General features: G+C 72.1%; 16 protein-coding genes and 1 riboswitch. Of the genes, 9 read left to right on the forward strand and 7 right to left on the reverse strand.

All coding sequences use genetic code 11. The features are described from left to right. The first annotated feature begins 51 nt into the window (after positions 1-51). Positions 52-726 (forward strand): TetR/AcrR family transcriptional regulator, encoded by a 675-nt coding sequence (locus IE247_RS20560; protein WP_190124655.1) that lies wholly within the window; start codon positions 52-54, stop codon positions 724-726. Here IE247_RS20560 and IE247_RS20565 read toward each other — a convergent pair. From IE247_RS20565 to IE247_RS20580, 4 genes are all read right to left on the reverse strand, one after another. After that, a complete protein-coding gene (locus IE247_RS20565) occupies positions 692-1,015 on the reverse strand; it encodes a DMT family transporter (RefSeq protein WP_190124656.1) in 324 nt (107 codons plus the stop codon). The genes IE247_RS20560 and IE247_RS20565 overlap by 35 nt on opposite strands. A gap of 197 nt (positions 1,016-1,212) precedes the next feature. After that, entirely contained in the window at positions 1,213-2,226 is a 1,014-nt protein-coding gene (gene rsgA, locus IE247_RS20570) for a ribosome small subunit-dependent GTPase A (protein WP_190124657.1), read from the reverse strand. 12 nt (positions 2,227-2,238) lie between these two features. Next, complete coding sequence (aroA, locus tag IE247_RS20575) at positions 2,239-3,585, reverse strand: 3-phosphoshikimate 1-carboxyvinyltransferase (protein ID WP_190124658.1); 1,347 nt, start codon at positions 3,583-3,585, stop codon at positions 2,239-2,241. Between the two features lie 146 nt (positions 3,586-3,731). Further along, a complete protein-coding gene (locus tag IE247_RS20580) occupies positions 3,732-4,457 on the reverse strand; it encodes a M50 family metallopeptidase (RefSeq protein WP_190124659.1) in 726 nt (241 codons plus the stop codon). A 49-nt stretch (positions 4,458-4,506) separates the two neighbouring features. Here IE247_RS20580 and IE247_RS20585 point away from each other — a divergent pair, with 49 nt between their 5' ends. From IE247_RS20585 to def, 8 genes are all read left to right on the forward strand, one after another. Further along, positions 4,507-5,322 carry an SOS response-associated peptidase gene (locus tag IE247_RS20585; RefSeq protein ID WP_190124660.1) on the forward strand — a complete coding sequence of 272 codons (816 nt, stop codon included), beginning with the start codon at positions 4,507-4,509 and terminating at the stop codon, positions 5,320-5,322. Between the two features lie 142 nt (positions 5,323-5,464). Further along, complete coding sequence (locus tag IE247_RS20590) at positions 5,465-6,136, forward strand: alpha/beta hydrolase family protein (protein ID WP_190124661.1); 672 nt, start codon at positions 5,465-5,467, stop codon at positions 6,134-6,136. A 257-nt stretch (positions 6,137-6,393) separates the two neighbouring features. Continuing rightward, positions 6,394-7,113 carry a sigma-70 family RNA polymerase sigma factor gene (locus IE247_RS20595; RefSeq protein ID WP_190124662.1) on the forward strand — a complete coding sequence of 240 codons (720 nt, stop codon included), beginning with the start codon at positions 6,394-6,396 and terminating at the stop codon, positions 7,111-7,113. After that, a complete protein-coding gene (rsrA, locus tag IE247_RS20600) occupies positions 7,110-7,424 on the forward strand; it encodes a mycothiol system anti-sigma-R factor (protein WP_190124663.1) in 315 nt (104 codons plus the stop codon). The genes IE247_RS20595 and rsrA overlap by 4 nt, the downstream gene beginning before the upstream one ends. Before the next feature lie 168 nt (positions 7,425-7,592). Next, complete coding sequence (locus IE247_RS20605) at positions 7,593-8,987, forward strand: HD-GYP domain-containing protein (RefSeq protein WP_190124664.1); 1,395 nt, start codon at positions 7,593-7,595, stop codon at positions 8,985-8,987. Further along, the gene (locus IE247_RS20610) at positions 8,984-10,381 is read left to right on the forward strand and encodes an HD-GYP domain-containing protein (protein ID WP_373305587.1); all 1,398 of its coding nucleotides are present in this window, start codon (positions 8,984-8,986) and stop codon (positions 10,379-10,381) included. The genes IE247_RS20605 and IE247_RS20610 overlap by 4 nt, the downstream gene beginning before the upstream one ends. Before the next feature lie 215 nt (positions 10,382-10,596). After that, on the forward strand, positions 10,597-11,601 hold the full coding sequence (locus IE247_RS20615; RefSeq protein ID WP_190124665.1) for a tetratricopeptide repeat protein: 1,005 nt from the start codon (positions 10,597-10,599) through the stop codon (positions 11,599-11,601). Positions 11,602-11,680: 79 nt separating this feature from the next. Continuing rightward, on the forward strand, positions 11,681-12,334 hold the full coding sequence (gene def, locus IE247_RS20620; protein WP_190124666.1) for a peptide deformylase: 654 nt from the start codon (positions 11,681-11,683) through the stop codon (positions 12,332-12,334). Positions 12,335-12,347: 13 nt separating this feature from the next. Here def and IE247_RS20625 read toward each other — a convergent pair whose 3' ends face one another. The 3 genes from IE247_RS20625 to IE247_RS20635 all read right to left on the reverse strand — a co-directional run bounded on the left by IE247_RS20625 (position 12,348) and on the right by IE247_RS20635 (position 17,159). Beyond that, positions 12,348-13,364 (reverse strand): GlxA family transcriptional regulator, encoded by a 1,017-nt coding sequence (locus tag IE247_RS20625; RefSeq protein ID WP_190124667.1) that lies wholly within the window; start codon positions 13,362-13,364, stop codon positions 12,348-12,350. Between the two features lie 276 nt (positions 13,365-13,640). Then, positions 13,641-14,648 carry a ribonucleotide-diphosphate reductase subunit beta gene (locus IE247_RS20630; RefSeq protein ID WP_190124668.1) on the reverse strand — a complete coding sequence of 336 codons (1,008 nt, stop codon included), beginning with the start codon at positions 14,646-14,648 and terminating at the stop codon, positions 13,641-13,643. Between the two features lie 60 nt (positions 14,649-14,708). Further along, a complete protein-coding gene (locus tag IE247_RS20635; protein WP_190124669.1) occupies positions 14,709-17,159 on the reverse strand; it encodes a ribonucleoside-diphosphate reductase subunit alpha in 2,451 nt (816 codons plus the stop codon). A gap of 143 nt (positions 17,160-17,302) precedes the next feature. Further along, a riboswitch (cobalamin riboswitch) is annotated at positions 17,303-17,427 on the reverse strand. Positions 17,428-17,861 lie beyond the last annotated feature (434 nt).

Below are 17,861 nucleotides of genomic sequence, written 5' to 3' on the forward strand. Positions count from 1 at the left end.
TACGGCGGGTGGGCAGTGGGCCCGGGGAGCCGTGCGGAGTGGGAGGCGACGATGCCTACGGCCCGTGAGTCCCTGTTGAGCGCCGCACATGCGGCACTCGCCGAAACACCCTGGTCAGGCGTGCGGATGGTCGATGTCGCGGCCGCCGCCGGCCTGTCCCGCCAGACGCTGTACAACGAGTTCGGCAGCAAGGACGGGCTGGCCAGGGCGCTGGTGCGGTGCGAGGCCGACGCCTATCTCCAGGGGGTGGACCGACTGCTGGACCAGTGGAGCGGGACGGTCGATCCACTGGTCGCCGTCGCCGAGTGGACCGTCGGCGAGGCCACGGCGAAACCACTGCTGAAGGCGCTGCTCACCGGCTGCTGGGGCGAGCGGCTGCCCGCCCCCAAACCGGTGCTGAGCGGTACGCCGCCGGCCGGGGTCCCCGCTCAGCGCCGGGCGGACGCCGGGCTGCCCGTGCCGTCCGAGGTGGTCGCCCTGGTGCGGGACCGCTCCGTCGCCGCGCTGGAACAGGGCCGGTGCGCGGGCGGCGATCCGAACGACCCAGGCGACTCCGGGGAGCCGGGGGAGGGGGCACCCGATCTGGCCCACCGCTGTGAGCTGGCGGTGCGGCTCGCCCTCTCCTGTGTGATCGCCCCGGCGGGCCACGGCGTCGGACCGCTGGTCCGCACGGTCGTCGGCGATCTGCGGCTCAGTGGGCCGACCCCGACAGCTGAAGACCGATGACACCGAGGATCACCAGCGAAATCGACACGATCTTGAGAGTGGAGACCAGATCCCCGAGAAAGACCATCCCGTAGATCGCGGTGCCCGCCGCCCCGATCCCGGTCCACACCGCGTAGGCGGGCCCCACGTCCAGTTTCTTCAGCGCCAGGGTCAGCAGTCCGAAGCTGCCGAGGGCGAAGGCGGCGAAGGCGACCGTCGGCCAGAGCCGGGTGAATCCGTGCGACAGCTTCAGACAGACGGCGAATCCCGTCTCCAGGATCCCGGCGACCACCACCAGCAGCCACGCCATGGACAGCCTCCCCGTCAGTCGGTGACTGCTTCGTCGGACTTGGTGCGATTATGCACTCGCCGACCCCGGAAAGACCGCAGACGCCGCAAACGCAGACGAACCAATCGCCCTCGCGCCGATTTCGCCCGCGCCGATCGCGCTCGCCCGCGCCGATCGCCCTCGCGCTAGCGGTCCTCGTATCGCCGGTCGCCCTCGCGTCAGTCGCCCTCGCGTCGCTCACGGGTCGCGAGCAGCCGCCGCAGCGAGTTCAGCCGGGCCGGATCGGCGTGTCCATCGGCCACCCACGCGTCCAGCGCGCACTCGGGCTCGTCGTGGCTGCAACCGCGGGGGCAGTCCTCCGTGCCCGGTACGAGATCGGGGAAGGCGAGGATCACCCGGGAGGGGTCCACATGGTTCAGCCCGAAGGAGCGCACCCCCGGGGTGTCGATCACCCAGCCGCCCCTGGCGTCGGCGAGCGGGAGGGCGAGCGCCGAGGTGGTGGTGTGCCGGCCGCGGCCGGTGACCGCGTTGACATGTCCGGTGGTGCGCCGCCGGTCCTCCGGGACCAGCGCGTTGACCAGGGTGGTCTTGCCGACGCCCGAATGGCCGACGAACGCGGTGGTCCGGCCCGAGAGATGCTCGTGCACCCGGTCGGCGGCCACCCCGTCCACGAACTCCTCGCGGGTGGTGACGACATGGGGGACGCCCAGCGCCCCGTACATCTCCAGCAGCTCGTCCGGCGGGGCGAGGTCCGACTTGGTCAGCACGAGCAGCGGGGTGAGCCCCCCGTCGTACGCCGCCACCAGACATCGGTCGATCATGCGCGGGCGCGGCTCGGGGTCGGCCAGGGCCGTGACGATGGCGAGCTGGTCCGCGTTGGCGACGACGACCCGCTCGAAGGGGTCGTCGTCGTCGGCGGTGCGGCGGAGCACGGACGCGCGCGGTTCGATGCGCACGATCCGGGCCAGGGTGTCCTTCGCGCCGGAGAGATCTCCGACGATGGACACCCGGTCGCCGACGACGGCGGCCTTGCGGCCCAGCTCGCGCGCCTTCATCGCCATGACGACACGATCCTCGACGAGGCAGGTCAGCCGTCCCCGGTCGACGGTGAGGACCATGCCCTCCGCCGCGTCCTCGTGCTTGGGGCGGATGCTGGTCCGCGGTCGGTTGCCCTTGCGATTCGGGCGTACGCGGATGTCGTCCTCGTCGGGGTTCTTGCCGTAGCGACGCATGTCAGACCCCGCTCAGTTTCCCGCTCCGAGCATGGCTGTCCACATCCGCGGAAAGTCAGGCAGGGTCTTCGCGGTGGTGGCCACATTCTCGATCTCGACGCCCTCGACCGCGAGGCCGATGATCGATCCGGCGGTCGCCATCCGGTGGTCGTCGTAGGTGTGGAAGATCCCGCCGTGCAGCGGGCGCGGCCGGATGTGCAGACCGTCCTCGGTCTCGGTCACATCGCCGCCCAGCTCATTGATCTCCTTGGTGAGCGCGGCCAGCCGGTCCGTCTCGTGGAGTCGCAGATGGGCCACGCCGCGCAGCGTCGAGGGGGAGTCGGCGAGCGCCGCGACGGCCGCGATGCCCGGCGTCAGCTCGCCGACCTCGCCGAGGTCGACGTCGATGCCGTGGATCTTGCCGGTGCCGGTGAAGACCAGGCCCTCGTCGGTCAGCTCGCAGGAGCCGCCCATCTCGGTGAAGATCTCGCGCAGGGCGTCACCGGGCTGGGTGGTGCGGCTCGGCCAGTCCGGGATGACGACCCTGCCGCCGGTGATCAGCGCGGCGGCGAGGAAGGGCTGGGCGTTGGAGAGGTCGGGCTCGATGGTGACGTCGCGGCCGAGCACGGCGGAGGGGGAGACCCGCCAGACATTGGGCTCGCCCCCGGTCTCCGGCTCGTCCACCTGCGCGCCGACGGCGCGCAGCATGTCCACGGTCATCCGGATGTGCGGCATGGAGGGGAGGCGTCCGCCGATGTGCCGGACCTCCACCCCCTGGTTGAAGCGGGGCGCGGAGAGCAGCAGCGCGGAGACGAACTGGGAGGACGAGGAGGCGTCTATCTCCACCGCGCCGCCGTCGAGCGCGCCGCCGCCGTGGACGGTCATCGGGAGCGCGCCGCGCCCGTCGTCGTCGATCCGGGCTCCGAGGGCGCGCAGCGCGTCGATCACTCCGTGCAGCGGGCGCTCGTAGGAGCGGGGGTCGCCGTCGAAGCGGACCGGTCCGTCGGCCAGCGCGGCGACGGGCGGCAGGAAGCGCATTACGGTGCCGGCGTTGCCGACGTCGACCGTGGCGGGGCCGTGCAGACCGGCCGGGATGATCCGCCAGGCCTCGCCCTCGGACTCGGGGCCGCCGGCGATGGAGGAGCTGGAGGAGACGGTCTCCTCGATGCCGACGCCGAGGGCGCGCAGCGCCTCGGCCATCAGCAGGCTGTCGCGGGAGCGCAGCGGGCGGCGCAGCCAGCCGGGCTCGGCGGCGAGGGAGGCCAGCACCAGGGCTCGGTTGGTGACCGATTTCGAACCGGGCACGGTCACCGTCGCGTCGACGGCTCCGGTCGCGAAGGGGGCGGGCCAGAGGGCAGGGTGCACGGGGGCTTCGGTCATGTCCCTCACTTTAGTGGCTCCCCGAACACCCGTATCTTGATCAAATGCTCTGAAACAGCGGTGTAACCCTCAGGTGATAAAAGGCCGGATCTCATCCGTGCCCGGACCCGGCCCCTGCCCCCGCGCACGGTCGGGGGACCCGGCCGTCAGCGGTCCAGGAGCCAGCGTCCGCCGCCGAGCAGCGCGCAGATCGACACCGCGTGGAAGAGAAAGAGCCACATGGCGGGCGGCACATGGGTGAGCCGGGAGAGCTGGTCGGCGTCCGAGTCGGGCGCTCCGCCGTGCCGGCGCTTGCTCTGGAGTTCGAAGACCGGCCGTACGCCGCCGAGCAGCAGGAACCAGACGGCGGTGTAGGCGAAGGCGGCCTGTACCTCGGGCTCCGCGAGCCAGGAGACCAGCAGGAAGGCCGCGCCGGTGAGGATCACCGTGAGCGCTCCGTACGCGTTGCGGATCATCACCAGCATCCCCAGGAGCAGGGCGGTGGCCAGCCACAGCAGCAGGGTGACGCGTCCCGAGCCGAGCAGGGCGGCCCCGCCGAGGCCGAGCAGGGAGGGCGCGGGGTAGCCGGCGGCGGCGGTGAGCACCATGCCGAGGCCGGTCGGTCTGCCCCGGCTGACGGTCAGCCCGCTGGTGTCGGAGTGCAGCCGTATGCCTTGCAGGCTGCGGCCGGTGAGCAGGGCGAGCAGCCCGTGGCCGCCCTCGTGGGCGATGGTGACGGCGTTGCGGGAGAGCCGCCAGAGCGGCCGGGGCACGGTGATCGCGAGGGCGAGCACACCGGTGGCGATGACGAGCCAGGCCTCGGGGGCGGGCTGGGTGCCGAGCACACGGTCCCAGAGGCCGCTCGCGGCGGAAGCGGAATAGGTGCTTTCCATTTCTGGGGCGGCTCCTTCTGCGGCGGGACGGGATGGCAGTCTGGCAGTCATGTGTGGCAGGTATGCGGTGAGCCGTCGGCCCGAGGATCTGGTGGGGATCTTCGGGGTCCAGAAGTGGGAGCCGGCCGAGACGCTGGCCCCCGACTGGAACGTGGCCCCCACCAAAGGGGTCCACGCGATTCTCGAACACCCCTTGAAAGACGCGGAAGACCCTCGTCCGGTTCGCCAGCTGAGAACCCTGAAGTGGGGGCTCGTGCCGTCCTGGGCGAATTCCCCGGAGGGCGCGGCCCGGATGATCAACGCCCGGTCCGAGACCGTGCACGAGAGGCCCTCCTTCCGGCGGGCCTTCGCCTCCCGGCGCTGTGTGCTCCCCGCCGACGGCTACTACGAGTGGGTCACCGGCGAGGCGGAACGCGAGCTGGAGGAGCGGGGCAGACGCAAGCGCGCCCGTAAACAGCCGTACTTCGTGACCCCGGTCGACGGGTCGGTGTTCGCGATGGCGGGTCTGTACGAGTTCTGGCGCGACCGGACGCTGCCCGACGACCATCCCTCGGCCTGGTGGGTGACGTGCGCGATCCTCACCACCGAGGCGGAGCGGGCACCGCTCGGAGTGGCCCCCGCCGACGGCCCGCGCTCGCTCGCCGACATCCACCCCCGGATGCCGCTGATGCTGACGCCGGACCGCTGGGACGCCTGGCTCGACCCCGCGCACACGGACCCGGCGGCGCTCAGGGCGCTGCTGGAGCCGCCGCCCGAGGGGCTGATGCGGGCGTACGCGGTGGGCACGGCGGTCAGCAATGTCCGCAACAACGGGCCCGAGCTGCTGACGGAGTGGGAGGGCCCGGAGGAGGCCACCCTCTTCTGAACCCGACGGCTCCGACGGCTCCGACGACCCCGGGACGGCCCCGGCAGCCCGACGGCCCGGCGGCCCGACTTCCGCCCCGGCCCCGGCCTCACCCGTACGGCCCCGTCACCGCGCACCGGCCCCCGCACCCCCGCCCGGCAGGATGAAACCCGTGAACACCGAGCCGCCCGAGCCCACCGAACCCCCCGAGCTCGTCGACACCCCCGCGGGCCCCGCGCGCATCACCTGGCACCGCGCCCCCGGCGGCGCGCGGCTCGTCCTCGCGCTCGGCCACGGCGCGGGCGGCGGAATCGAGGCCCGCGACCTGCGCGCACTCGCCGGGGCGCTGCCCGCCGACGGGATCGCCGTCGCCCTGGTGGAGCAGCCCTGGCGGGTCGCCGGAAAGAAGGTCGCCCCCGCCCCCAGCACCCTCGACACCGCCTGGCGCGCGCTCTGGCCCGCGCTGGAGCGCCCCGGCGTCCCCGTCGTCGCGGGCGGGCGCAGCGCAGGGGCCCGGGTCGCCTGCCGCACCGGCCGGGAGCTGGGGGCCGCCGCCGTGCTCGCGCTCTCCTTCCCCCTGCACCCGCCCGGCCGACCCGAGAGCTCCCGCGCCGCCGAACTCCTCGGCACGGACCTGCCCACCCTCGTCGTCCAGGGCGCGGGCGACCCCTTCGGCAAGCCCGCCGAATTCCCCGAAGGGACGTACGGCCTGGTGGAAGTCCCCTTCGCCGACCACGGCTTCGCCGTCCCCAAGCGCGCCCCCATCACCGAGGAGCGGACCGTGAAAACCATCACAGAGGCGGTCCGCGAGTGGGCCCTCCCCCTGCGGGAATGACCAGCCGCCCGGCTCTGTTGCAGCGGATGTCAGGACGTAGGCAACAGAGCATGGAGTAGGGAGTCCCAAGCATGGGTCCGACCATCTGCCCCCGCCGCACGCACCCCGCTGACCTGGAGTGGACCGTGCTCACGGCGGCCAAGACCGCCCCGGTCCTGGCCCAGGGCGGCACCGGTCGGCAAGAGCCGTCGGGCGAAGGTCGACTATTCTCCGATTCGAGCGGGTCCGCACTTGGGCCCGTCACAGCGTTGGAGGAGGTGGGTCCGGTCACTGGGACCGACGCAGGGGCCGACGACGGCCGGGCGGCACCGGGACAGGGACAGCCGGAAGCCCCGGCGGACAGCGCCGCGCAGCCCGCGCGAGCCGCCGCCGAGACGACCGCCGAGCGCAATGCCCGCTTCGAGCGGGACGCCCTCGGCTTCCTCGACCAGATGTACTCGGCCGCGCTCCGTATGACGCGCAACCCCGCCGACGCCGAGGACCTGGTGCAGGAGACCTACGCCAAGGCGTACGGCTCCTTCCACCAGTTCCGCGAGGGCACCAACCTCAAGGCATGGCTCTACCGCATCCTCACCAACACCTTCATCAACTCCTACCGCAAGAAGCAGCGGGAACCTCAGCGCAGCGCCGCCGAGGAGATCGAGGACTGGCAGCTCGCCCGCGCCGAGTCGCACATGTCCACCGGACTGCGCTCGGCCGAGTCCCAGGCCCTCGACCACCTGCCGGACTCCGATGTGAAGTCCGCGCTCCAGGCCATCCCGGAAGAGTTCCGTATCGCCGTCTATCTCGCTGACGTAGAGGGCTTTGCGTACAAGGAGATCGCGGACATCATGGGTACACCCATCGGGACGGTGATGTCCCGCCTGCACCGGGGCCGTCGCCAGCTGCGCGGCATGCTGGAGGACTACGCCCGTGAGCGCGGGCTGGTCCCGGCCGGTGCAGGGGAGTCGAACGAAGCGAAAGGCTCGGGCTCATGAGCTGCGAAGAGCCGCACGAGACGGACTGCTCGGAGGTGCTCGACCACCTCTATGAGTTCCTCGACCGTGAGATGCCCGACAGCGACTGCACCAAATTCGAGGTGCACTTCGGGGAATGCTCCCCCTGCCTGGAGAAGTACGGGCTGGAGCAGGCCGTGAAGAAGCTGGTCAAGCGGTGCTGCGGACACGACGACGTCCCCACCGACCTGAGAGCCAAGGTCATGGGCCGGATCGATCTGATCCGCTCCGGCGAGACGGTGCCCACTGAGGACATCAGCATCGCCCGCGCACAGGCCCCCCGGGCCGAGTGACCGTACCCGCATGACCCGGATGTACGAAGAGGGCGCGCCGTGAATCCCGCGGCGCGCCCTCTTCGTACGCACCGCTGTCACTCGTCTGTGCGAACAAACCGTCGCCGCACCCGCACCCCCCTCCTCAACTCGCTACCGTGACGCGCCAGACGCGAAGGGGGCGGGACAGTGAGGTCCGTACCGGCGACGGCACGCGCGTACATTCTCGGTGCCGTGCTCTGCGCAGCGGCATGCCTGCTGCCCTTATTCGGGCAGCGGACCACCGTCGGCTGGAGCGCCGTGGCGCTGCTCGCCGCGCTCTACGCGGGATGTGAGCTGCCCCCGCGCTGCCGCCATCTGCGCAAGGCGCTCCCGATCAGCGCGGCCTCCTTCTTCCCGGTCCTGCTCACCGCGGCCTTCCTGCTGCCGGCCCCCGCCGCCATGCTCGTCGCCGTCCCCGGCTCACTCCTCGGAAGGGTCGAGCGCGCCCCCGCCGGGCCGCGCAGGATCTGGCGCGCCGCGCAGCTCGCCCTCGCCACCTGGAGCGCGGCCAGCACCCACACCCTCCTCGGCGGCGCGCGCACCCTGAGCGAACCCGACTTCCCGCACGCCCTCGCGCCCGCCGCCGCCGCGGCCGTCGTCTTCTGCCTGGTGCTGACCCTCCTCGAAGCGGGCATCCTCGCCACCGCCGAACGGCAGCCGGCGGGCGTCGCCTGGCGCGGCCTGGTGCTCCACTCCCTGGTCCCGCACCTCGTCCATGGACTGGCGGGGCTGATGATGGCCGTGCTGTGGACCAGCCCCTACGGGCCCGTCTCCGCGCTCCTGGTCCTGCTGCCCATGTACATCTCCTGCTGGCTCTTCGCCCAGTACCACCGCGAACGCACCGCCCACCAGGCCACCATCCGCGCCCTCGTCCAGGCGGTCGACCTCAAGGACCGCTACACCCGGGGCCACAGCGAGAGAGTGGGCCGCGCTTCGGTGCTCATCGCCCGAGAACTGGAGATGGACGAGGAACGAATCGAAATCATTCGGTTCGCAGGCATCCTCCACGACGTGGGCAAGCTCGGAGTGCCCACCCGGATCCTCCGCAAGGACGGCCCGCTCACCCCCGAGGAGCGACGGGTGATCCAGCTCCACCCCGAGTACGGCCATGAGATCGTCCGGGGCATCGGCTTCCTCGGCGAGGCGAGGGGCGCCATCCTGCACCACCACGAACGCATGGACGGCACCGGCTACCCCTGCGGACTGGCCGGCGAACGCATCCCGGAATTCGCCCGGGTGGTCGCCGTCGCGGACGCCTTCGACGCCATGACCTCCACCCGCTCCTACTCACGGGCCCGCCCGGTCCCCGTCGCCCTCGCCGAACTGGAGCGGTGCGCGGGCGCGCACTTCGACCCCCGCATGGTCAAAGCGCTGGTCAAAGCCCTGGACCGGCACGGCTGGGAGACCGAGGTCACCTCCACCGAGGCCAACTGCACCGAGATCGCCCCCGGCGAGTCCGCCGCCGCGAGTCCGCCCGACGTCCGGGGCATCCCGCCCCAGCCCGTCCGTGTCGCCGACCGCACCCCGGGCGGCCCGGCGTGAGAGAGGGCGACGAACCGTACCCGCCGCTGAGGGGAGCCGTCCCCGCCCCCCGCACGGCCGCCCGACCCGACAGCGCCCTCAGCACCGCCGTCCTCGCCCTCGTCCACACCGCCGCCGCCCTCCTCGTCTGCGCCGCGCTCTCCGTCACCCTCTGGCACGGCCTCCACGAACCCGCCTACGCCCTCGCCTTCGGCGCCCTCGTCGCCATCGGCGAGACCGTCCGCTGGGGCGCCGCGCCCCGCGAACGCGAACCCGCCCCCCTCGGCGCCGCCGGAGCCCTCGCCTACGCCCTCCTCGGCGAGTGCGGCGGCCGCCCCACCACCCACGGCGTCCTCCAGGTCGTCGCCGTCGTCTTCGCCGGCACCCTCGCCGGAGCCGTCCCCCAACTGGCCAGGGGCCAGCGGACCGCGCTCGACCACGTCGCACGCCGGGTGCTGAGCGTCGCCTTCGCCGCCGTCTGCTTCCAGCCGCTCTACAACTCCGGCGCACTCCAGGAGTGGGGCAAGGGCGCCCCGTACGCCCTCTTCCTCATGGTCCTGATGGCGCTCACCGCGCTCTGCGACGCGGTGCTCGCCGCGCTGGTACTGCGCGTCCGCAGCGGATTCCCCTACGGCCCGCTGCTCCGCGAGGAGCTGCGCGCGCTGCCCGGCATCGGCTCCGCCGTCTGCGCCACCGGGGCCGTCATCGCGCTCGCCGTCGCCGTCGCCGGACTCTGGGCGCTGCCCGTCTTCTGCGCCCCCCTCCTCCTCGCCCAGCTCTCCTTCCGGCGGTACGAGGCGATCCGGACCACCTACCGGCAGACCATCGCCTCCCTCGCCCGCTCGACCGAGATCGCCGGTTACACCCCGCCCGGCCACGCCCGCCGGGTCGCCGAGCTGAGCTGTGCCGTCGGCCGGGAGATGGGGCTGACCGGAAACCGGCTGACCGTGCTGGAGTACGCGGCGCTGATGCACGACATTGGCCAGCTCTCCCTGGTGGACCCCGTGCCCGGCGGCGCGACCGCGCCGCTCCCGGCCGACCGGCAGCGCCGGATCGCCCTGCTCGGCGGGGCCGTCGTCCGGCAGACGGGGGTGCCCGCCGAGGTCGCCGTCGTGGTCGAGCGGCAGGCCGACCCCTACCGGGACCAGCCGCTGCCCGCCCGGATCGTCCGGGCCGTCAACGCGTACGACGATCTGACCGGGGGAGACCCCGCGCACGCCCCCGGCGCGCTGGAGCGGCTGCGGGCCGGCACCGGCCGGGACTATCACCCCGGGGTGATCGAGGCCCTGGCGAAGGTGCTGAGCCGCCGCACCGCCCCGGCGGCCCCGGCCGCTCCCGCCGCCCAGGGTCCCCGGGAGCCCTTGGGCGACGAGACCGGGCCCGCCGCCCCCGCCACCGAGGCACACCCCGGCTGACCTGTGATTACGGCCCTTTTTCCGGCCGGTGAGCCCCAGGGGTCTGACCCCGGTGCCGAAGGGGTAACCCATGGGTAATGAGCCACCCCTTTGCCGGGCATGGTTGGATGCGAAAGAGGAGAGACAACCAGCGTCAAGCAGACACACGAAGCAGCATCGGGAATCACACCAACAGCGTCCGGGGCGGTGACCCGAACGACCGGCAGGCGGGAATCGTGAGGATCTTCGGGAAGGTACGGCATCGGCCCTCAGCCTCGTGGCGGCAGGCCACCGACCGCGCGTTCACGCTGATCGGCGACGGCCGGTACGAGGACGCCGGCGCGCTGCTGACACGGGCGGCCGACCTTGAGCCCTGGCTCTCCGAGTCCTGGTTCAATCTGGCGCTCCTGCATAAATTCCGGCACGACTGGGAGCAGGCGCGGGCCGCCGGGCTGCGCGCCGTGGCCCTGCTGGACAAGGAGGCGGGAGCCCCCGACTGGTGGAACGTCGGCATCGCCGCCACCGCCCTCCAGGACTGGCCGCTGGCCCGCCGCGCCTGGCAGGCCTACGGACTCAAGGTGCCCGGGGTGCCCACCCGCACCGGCGGGGTGGGGGCCGGGCCCGGCGGCGAGCCGCTCGCCATGGACCTCGGCAGCGCCGCCGTGCGGCTCTCGCCCGAGGGCGAGGCCGAGGTGGTCTGGGGCCGCAGACTGGATCCGGCCCGGATGGAGGTGCTGTCGATCCCGCTGCCGTCCTCCGGGCGCCGCTGGGGCGAGGTCGTCCTCCACGACGGTGTGCCCAACGGCGAGCGGACCACCGCCGCGGGCCCCTCCTACCCCGTCTTCGACGAGATCGAGCTGTGGGCCCCCTCACCCGTCCCCACCTGGGTGGTGCTGCTGGAGGCCGACACCGAGGCCGACCGGGACGCCCTGGAGCAGCTCGCCTCCGACGCCGGATACGCCGCCGAGGACTGGTCCTCCTCCGTGCGGCTGCTCTGCCGCTCCTGCTCCGAGAGCCGGATGCCGAGCGCCGAGGGCGAGGGCGAGCACCTCGACCCCCACGACCACAGCGAACCGGGCCACCCGGGGCCGCTCGGCCACCGCACCGCCGGGGAGCTGTGGTCGCCCGAGCGCGAATGCGGCATCGCGGCCCCCGCCGGCCTGGTGCGCGGACTCCTGGACGGCTGGGTCGCGGACAGCCCCGACAGCCGCGAGTGGCGAGATCTTGAGGAAGTCTGCTGACCCCTGCCCTTAGGCTGTACGGACACAGTGGCCCCCCGCCGGGCGGGCCACGAGGGACCGAGGAAGGCGTACGGCTGACATGGCGTCGCAGCAGGAGACGGACCAGCAGGTCAACGAGGGTCCCGTCGTGGACGACGAGGGATACGTCGTGGACACGGAGGACTGCGAGGCACGTGAGCTCGCCCACCGGGAGCGCGGCACCTCGCGCCCGATCACGGTCGTGGGCAATCCCGTGCTCCACAAGGAGTGCGCGGACGTCACCGAGTTCGACGACGCGCTCGCGTCGCTGATCGACGACATGTTCGCCAGCCAGCGCACCGCCGAGGGCGTGGGCCTGGCCGCCAACCAGATCGGCGTCGACCTCAAGGTCTTCGTCTACGACTGCCCGGACGACGACGGAAACCGGCACACCGGGTACATCTGCAACCCGGTCCTGGAGGAGCTGCCGTCCGAGCTGCGGGTGCTCGACGACTCCAACGAGGGCTGCCTCTCCGTGCCGACCGCCTACGCGGAGCTGGCCCGCCCCGACTACGCGGTGGTGCGCGGCCAGGACAGGTTCGGCAACCCGGTCAAGATCCGGGGCAACGGCTACTTCGCGCGCTGCCTCCAGCACGAGACCGACCATCTCTACGGGTACCTCTACATCGACCGCCTCTCCAAGCGCGACCGCAAGGACGCGCTGAAGCAGATGGCGGAGGGCACCCCGCGCTACCCGGTCGTCCCCAACGACTGACCCTCCCCGCCGTTCAGGGCCCGCTCACACCGGTGAGCGGGCCCTGTCCCGTCTCCGCGGGGACCGCCGCCAGACGGACCGGGCCCCGGAAGGTCCGGCGGTAGATGTTCGGCGTCGTCCCGAGCGTACGGAGGAAGTGGTGGCGCAGCGCCGCCGCGTTGCCGAATCCGGAGCGGGCCGCGATCGCCTCGACCGTCTCGTCCGTGGACTCCAGCAGCTCCTGCGCCAGCAGCACCCGCTGCCGCAGCAGCCAGCGGTACGGGGTGGTCCCCGTCTCCTGGTGGAAGCGGCGGGCGAAGGTGCGCGGCGACATGTGCGCCCGCGCGGCCAGCTGCTCGACCGTCGTCTCCCGGTCCAGATGGCGTTCCATCCAGGCCAGCACGGCGCCCACGGTGTCGTACCGGGCGCGCGGCAGCGGCCGTTCGATGTACTGCGCCTGGCCGCCGTCGCGGTGCGGCGGCACCACCATCCGGCGGGCGATGTGGTTGGCGACCTCGGGGCCGTGCTCCTGGCGGAGCAGATGCATACAGGCGTCGATCGCGGCGGCGGTGCCTGCGGAGGTGATGACCGGCCCCTCGTCCACGTACAGCACATCGGGGTCGACGACGGCCCGCGGACACCGCTCGGCGAGGGCCTCGGCGTGCCGCCAGTGGGTGGTGCAGCGGCGGCCGTCGAGCAGGCCCGCCGCGCCCAGGACGAAGGCGCCGCTGCACACGCCCAGCACCCTCGCGCCCCGGTCCACGGCGCGGCGCAGCGCTTCGAGCAGCTCCCCGGGGAACTCCCGGGTGGGGTAGGCGTCCCCGGTGGGCACGGCGACGAGGTCCGCCTCCTCCAGCCGTTCGAGGCCGTGGGGCGTGGTGATGCCGAATCCGGCGTCGGTCGCCAGCGCGGGACCGGCGGCCGAGACCACCGCGAAGTCGTAGAGCGGCAGCCCGTCCGCGCTGCGGTCATGGCCGAAGACCTCGCAGAGCACCCCCAGTTCGAAGGGGTGGACGCCTTCGAGGAGGACCGCGGCGACGTTTCTCAGCATGGGGAGAGTGTGGCAGCAATTCGATGTCCCATGACAGTGCTGCCACTGATGAATCACCCTGCCGGGTAAGACAGTTGAGGGCATGGAAACACTTCTCGGCCTGCTCGCCGTCCTCGTCCTGATCGTCCTGGTCCTCCTTCCTTCGCTGTTCGGACACGCCCGTGAGCGGAGGATCGACCGGCAGCTCGGAGCGGTCCGGGAACGCGGCGGGGCCGCGGACCGATCCGCGGTCCGCGGCCCCGCGCGGGGTGCTGAGGTGTCAGCGCCGGCTCGGAATCAGAAGTCCTCGCCCAGGTCGACGGAGCCCTCGACCGCGACCTGATAGGCGGAGGGACGGCGCTCGAAGAAGTTCGTCAGCTCCTGGACGCCCTGAAGCTCCATGAAGGAGAACGGGTTCTCCGAGCCGTACACCGGGGCGAAGCCCAGCCGGGTCAGCCGCTGGTCGGCGACGCACTGGAGGTACTCGCGCATCGACTCGGTGTTCATGCCCGGGAGGCCGTCGCCGCACAGGTCCTGACCGAACTGGAGCTCGGCCTCGACGGCCTCCTTCAGCATGTCGGTGACCTGCTGCTGGAGGGCGTCGTCAAAGAGGTCCGGCTCCTCCTTGCGGACCGTGTCCACGACCTCGAAGGCGAAGTTCATGTGCATGGTCTCGTCACGGAAGACCCAGTTGGTGCCGGTGGCCAGGCCGTGCAGCAGGCCGCGCGAGCGGAACCAGTACACATAGGCGAACGCGCCGTAGAAGAACAGCCCCTCGATGCAGGCCGCGAAGCAGATCAGGTTCAGCAGGAAGCGACGGCGGTCGGCCTTGCTCTCCAGCTGGTCGATCTTCTCGACCGAGTCCATCCACTTGAAGCAGAACTGCGCCTTCTCGCGGATCGACGGGATGTTCTCCACCGCCGCGAAGGCCGCCGTACGGTCCTCGGGGTCGGGCAGATAGGTGTCCAGCAGCGTCAGATAGAACTGGACGTGCACCGCCTCCTCGAAGAGCTGACGGCTCAGATAGAGACGCGCCTCCGGGGAGTTGATGTGCTTGTAGAGCGTCAGCACCAGGTTGTTGGCGACGATCGAGTCACCGGTGGCGAAGAAGGCCACGAGCCGGCCGATCAGATGCTGCTCGGCGGGGGTCATCTTGGCGAGGTCGGCGACGTCGGAGTGGAGGTCGACCTCCTCCACCGTCCAGGTGTTCTTGATCGCGTCCCGGTAGCGCTCGTAGAAGTCGGGGTAGCGCATCGGGCGAAGGGTGAGCTCGAAGCCGGGGTCGAGCAGGTTTTTCTGAGACATACGGGTAAGGCGCGAAGCGCCGTCCTCCAGTGGGGGCGGTGGTCGGGTGACGGGCGGGAATTACTGGCAGGCTTCGCAGGACTCGGGGTTTTCCAGGGAGCAGGCGAGCGCTTCGTCGTCGGCTGCCTGCGTGGGTACGGGTACGGGGGCGGCGGCCGGAGCGGCGGCGGCGGACGCGGCGCGGGCGATCCGGGTGGCCGGACGGGAGCGCAGGTAGTACGTCGTCTTCAGCCCCTGCTTCCAGGCGTACGCGTACATCGAGCTGAGCTTGCCGATGGTCGGCGTCTCCAGGAACAGGTTCAGCGACTGCGACTGGTCCAGGAAGGGGGTGCGGGCCGCGGCCATGTCGATCAGACCGCGCTGCGGGATCTCCCACGCCGTGCGGTACAGCTCGCGGACGTCGGCCGGGACCCAGGTGAAGTCCTGGATCGAGCCGCTGGAGTCGCGCAGCGCCTCACGGGTCTGGGCGTCCCAGACGCCGAGCTTCTTCAACTCGGCCACCAGGTAGGAGTTGACCTGGAGGAACTCGCCGGAGAGGGTCTCGCGCTTGAAGAGGTTGGAGACCTGCGGCTCGATGCACTCGTACACACCCGCGATGGAGGCGATGGTCGCCGTCGGGGCGATGGCGAGGAGCAGCGAGTTGCGCATCCCGGTGGTGGCGATGCGCTCGCGCAGCGCGGCCCAGCGCTCGGGCCAGTTCAGCTCGACGCCGTAGTGGTCCGGGTGCAGCACGCCGCGCGCGGTGCGGGTCTTCTCCCAGGCGGGGAGCGGGCCGTTGCGCTCGGCGAGGTCGGCGGAGGCCTCGTAGGCGGCGAGCATGATCCGCTCGGCGATCCGGGTGGAGAGCGCGCGGGCGGCGGGGGAGTCGAAGGGCAGCTTCAGCTGGAAGAAGACGTCCTGGAGACCCATCGCGCCCAGGCCCACCGGACGCCACCGGCTGTTGGAGCGGCCGGCCTGCTCGGTCGGGTAGAAGTTGATGTCGACCACGCGGTCGAGGAAGGTGACCGCGGTGCGGACGGTCTCGTCCAGCCGCTCCCAGTCGATGTCGTCGCCGACGACGAAGGCGCCGAGGTTGACCGAGCCCAGGTTGCAGACCGCGGTCTCGCCGTCGTCGGTGACCTCCAGGATCTCGGTGCAGAGATTCGAGGAGTGGACGGTGTGGCCGGGCTCGGCGGTCTGGTTGGCGGTCCGGTTGGAGGCGTCCTTGAAGGTCATCCAGCCGTTGCCGGTCTGGGCGAGGGTACGCATCATCCGGCCGTACAGCTCGCGCGCGGGCATCGTCTTGCGGGCCAGGCCCGCCGCCTCGGCCGCGCGGTAGGCGGCGTCGAACTCGTCGCCCCACAGGTCGACCAGCTCGGGCACGTCGGCCGGGGAGAAGAGCGACCAGTCGGTGTCGGCCTGCACCCGGCGCATGAACTCGTCGGGGATCCAGTGCGCGAGGTTGAGGTTGTGGGTGCGCCGGGCGTCCTCGCCGGTGTTGTCGCGCAGCTCCAGGAACTCCTCGATGTCCGCGTGCCAGGTCTCCAGGTAGACGGCTGCGGCGCCCTTGCGCCGACCGCCCTGGTTCACCGCGGCGACCGAGGCGTCGAGGGTCTTCAGGAACGGCACAATGCCGTTGGAGTGGCCGTTGGTGCCGCGGATCAGCGAGCCGCGGGCGCGGACGCGGGAGTACGAGAGACCGATGCCGCCCGCGTGCTTGGAGAGCCGGGCGACCTGGTGGTAGCGGTCGTAGATGGAGTCCAGCTCGTCCTGCGGGGAGTCCAGCAGATAGCAGGAGGACATCTGCGGGTGGCGGGTGCCGGAGTTGAAGAGCGTGGGGGAGGAGGGCAGATAGTCCAGCCGGCTCATCAGCCGGTAGAGCGCCGCCACCTCGTTCAGCGCGCGGGTGGAGTCGTCCTCGGCGAGGCCGCAGGCGACCCGGAGCAGGAAGTGCTGCGGGGTCTCGATCACCTGGCGGGTGATCGGGTGGCGCAGCAGATAGCGGCTGTAGAGGGTGCGCAGACCGAAGTAGCCGAAGCGGTCGTCGGCGCTCTGGTCGATCAGCTCGTCCAGGGCGGCGGCATGGAGCGTGACGAACTCGGCGGTGCGGTCGGCGATCAGGCCCTCGGTGTGGCCGACGGCGACCGACGCGGAGAAGGCGACCGAGCCCTGGGAGGCGGCCTCGTCCGCGATGGTGCGGGTGAGCAGCCGGGCGGCGAGCCGGGAGTAGGCCGGGTCCTCGGAGATGAGGCCCGCGGCGGCATCGGTGGCGAGCCCGCGCAGCTCGGCCGCGTCCGACCCGGCGTTGCGGCCGCGCAGCGCGGCCGCGGCGACCTTGCCGGGGTCGGTGTCCGGCAGATCGGCGGTGAGGTCGGTCAGGGTCCGCAGCAGAGCGGTCCCCGGTCCGTCCCCGGGCTTCCCGGAGACGGGTGCGGGCACCCGTCCGGGAAGCTGTTCCGACACCTTCTCGGCGCTCTGCCCGAAGGCGTTCGCGGAGGTGCCTGAAGCCGGATCGGCTGGCGCGATGGTCACGTGGTGCTCTCCACTCGCTCGGCTCACGGGCCGGCGGGAGGGAGGCGCGCCGCGGGGCGCGCGTACCCGTTTCGGGGCAGCACTCCGCACGGCGTCCGCCGACCCAACCGCGAGGCCCGGACGTCTCGGCACCCGGGTCGGTCGAGCCGGGTGCGCTGTCGGCAGACGCCCGGACTCGCGGGTACGACAAAGCGCACCACAGCACACCGTTGCGGGACAGTTCCGGATTCACACCGGATTCCTCTGCGGCGACAGCGAGACGAGCATACATGTGGGGGCGGGGGGTGGCGGCACCCACCAGATGTTGTGTCGCGGGGGTGTCGGAGGCCCTACGGAAGGTCACTCCTCCGAAGGGCTCGCGGGGTCGGCCCGAGGGCTTCGCGAGGCCTTTCCCGAGCCCTGCCGGGGCCCTGGGGCCGCTTCGGGAGGCGGTTCGGGAAGCGGATCGGGAGGTGGATCGGGAGGCGCTTCTGAGGGGGCCGGAGGGAGCCCGGGAGGGATCGGGGAGAGATCCGGGAGTGAGCGGGGAGTGAGCGGGGGCGCTCGGGGCCCGTCGCCGGGTCCCGGCTCGCCGGCCGTGCGCCGGACACGACGAAGGCGCGGGGCGCTTCACCCGGGCGGGAGACTTGTCCCGGCCTCCCCGCGGGACCGGGCGGGGCCGCTCCACGGGCGCGCCCCCGCCGTCCCGGGGGTACCGCGGGT

Source organism: Streptomyces inusitatus (assembly GCF_014651115.1).
In the GTDB taxonomy this organism is placed as follows: Bacteria; Actinomycetota; Actinomycetes; order Streptomycetales; family Streptomycetaceae; genus Streptomyces; species Streptomyces amakusaensis.

Excerpts from the sequence above, each read along its gene's own strand:
- IE247_RS20560 (WP_190124655.1), top strand. The coding sequence starts at position 52 with ATGCCTACGGCCCGTGAGTCCCTGTTGAGCGCCGCACATGCGGCACTC.
- IE247_RS20565 (WP_190124656.1), bottom strand. The coding sequence starts at position 1,015 with ATGGCGTGGCTGCTGGTGGTGGTCGCCGGGATCCTGGAGACGGGATTC.
- rsgA (WP_190124657.1), bottom strand. The coding sequence starts at position 2,226 with ATGCGTCGCTACGGCAAGAACCCCGACGAGGACGACATCCGCGTACGC.
- aroA (WP_190124658.1), bottom strand. The coding sequence starts at position 3,585 with ATGACCGAAGCCCCCGTGCACCCTGCCCTCTGGCCCGCCCCCTTCGCG.
- IE247_RS20580 (WP_190124659.1), bottom strand. The coding sequence starts at position 4,457 with ATGGAAAGCACCTATTCCGCTTCCGCCGCGAGCGGCCTCTGGGACCGT.
- IE247_RS20585 (WP_190124660.1), top strand. The coding sequence starts at position 4,507 with ATGTGTGGCAGGTATGCGGTGAGCCGTCGGCCCGAGGATCTGGTGGGG.
- IE247_RS20590 (WP_190124661.1), top strand. The coding sequence starts at position 5,465 with ATGAAACCCGTGAACACCGAGCCGCCCGAGCCCACCGAACCCCCCGAG.
- rsrA (WP_190124663.1), top strand. The coding sequence starts at position 7,110 with ATGAGCTGCGAAGAGCCGCACGAGACGGACTGCTCGGAGGTGCTCGAC.
- def (WP_190124666.1), top strand. The coding sequence starts at position 11,681 with ATGGCGTCGCAGCAGGAGACGGACCAGCAGGTCAACGAGGGTCCCGTC.
- IE247_RS20625 (WP_190124667.1), bottom strand. The coding sequence starts at position 13,364 with ATGCTGAGAAACGTCGCCGCGGTCCTCCTCGAAGGCGTCCACCCCTTC.
- IE247_RS20630 (WP_190124668.1), bottom strand. The coding sequence starts at position 14,648 with ATGTCTCAGAAAAACCTGCTCGACCCCGGCTTCGAGCTCACCCTTCGC.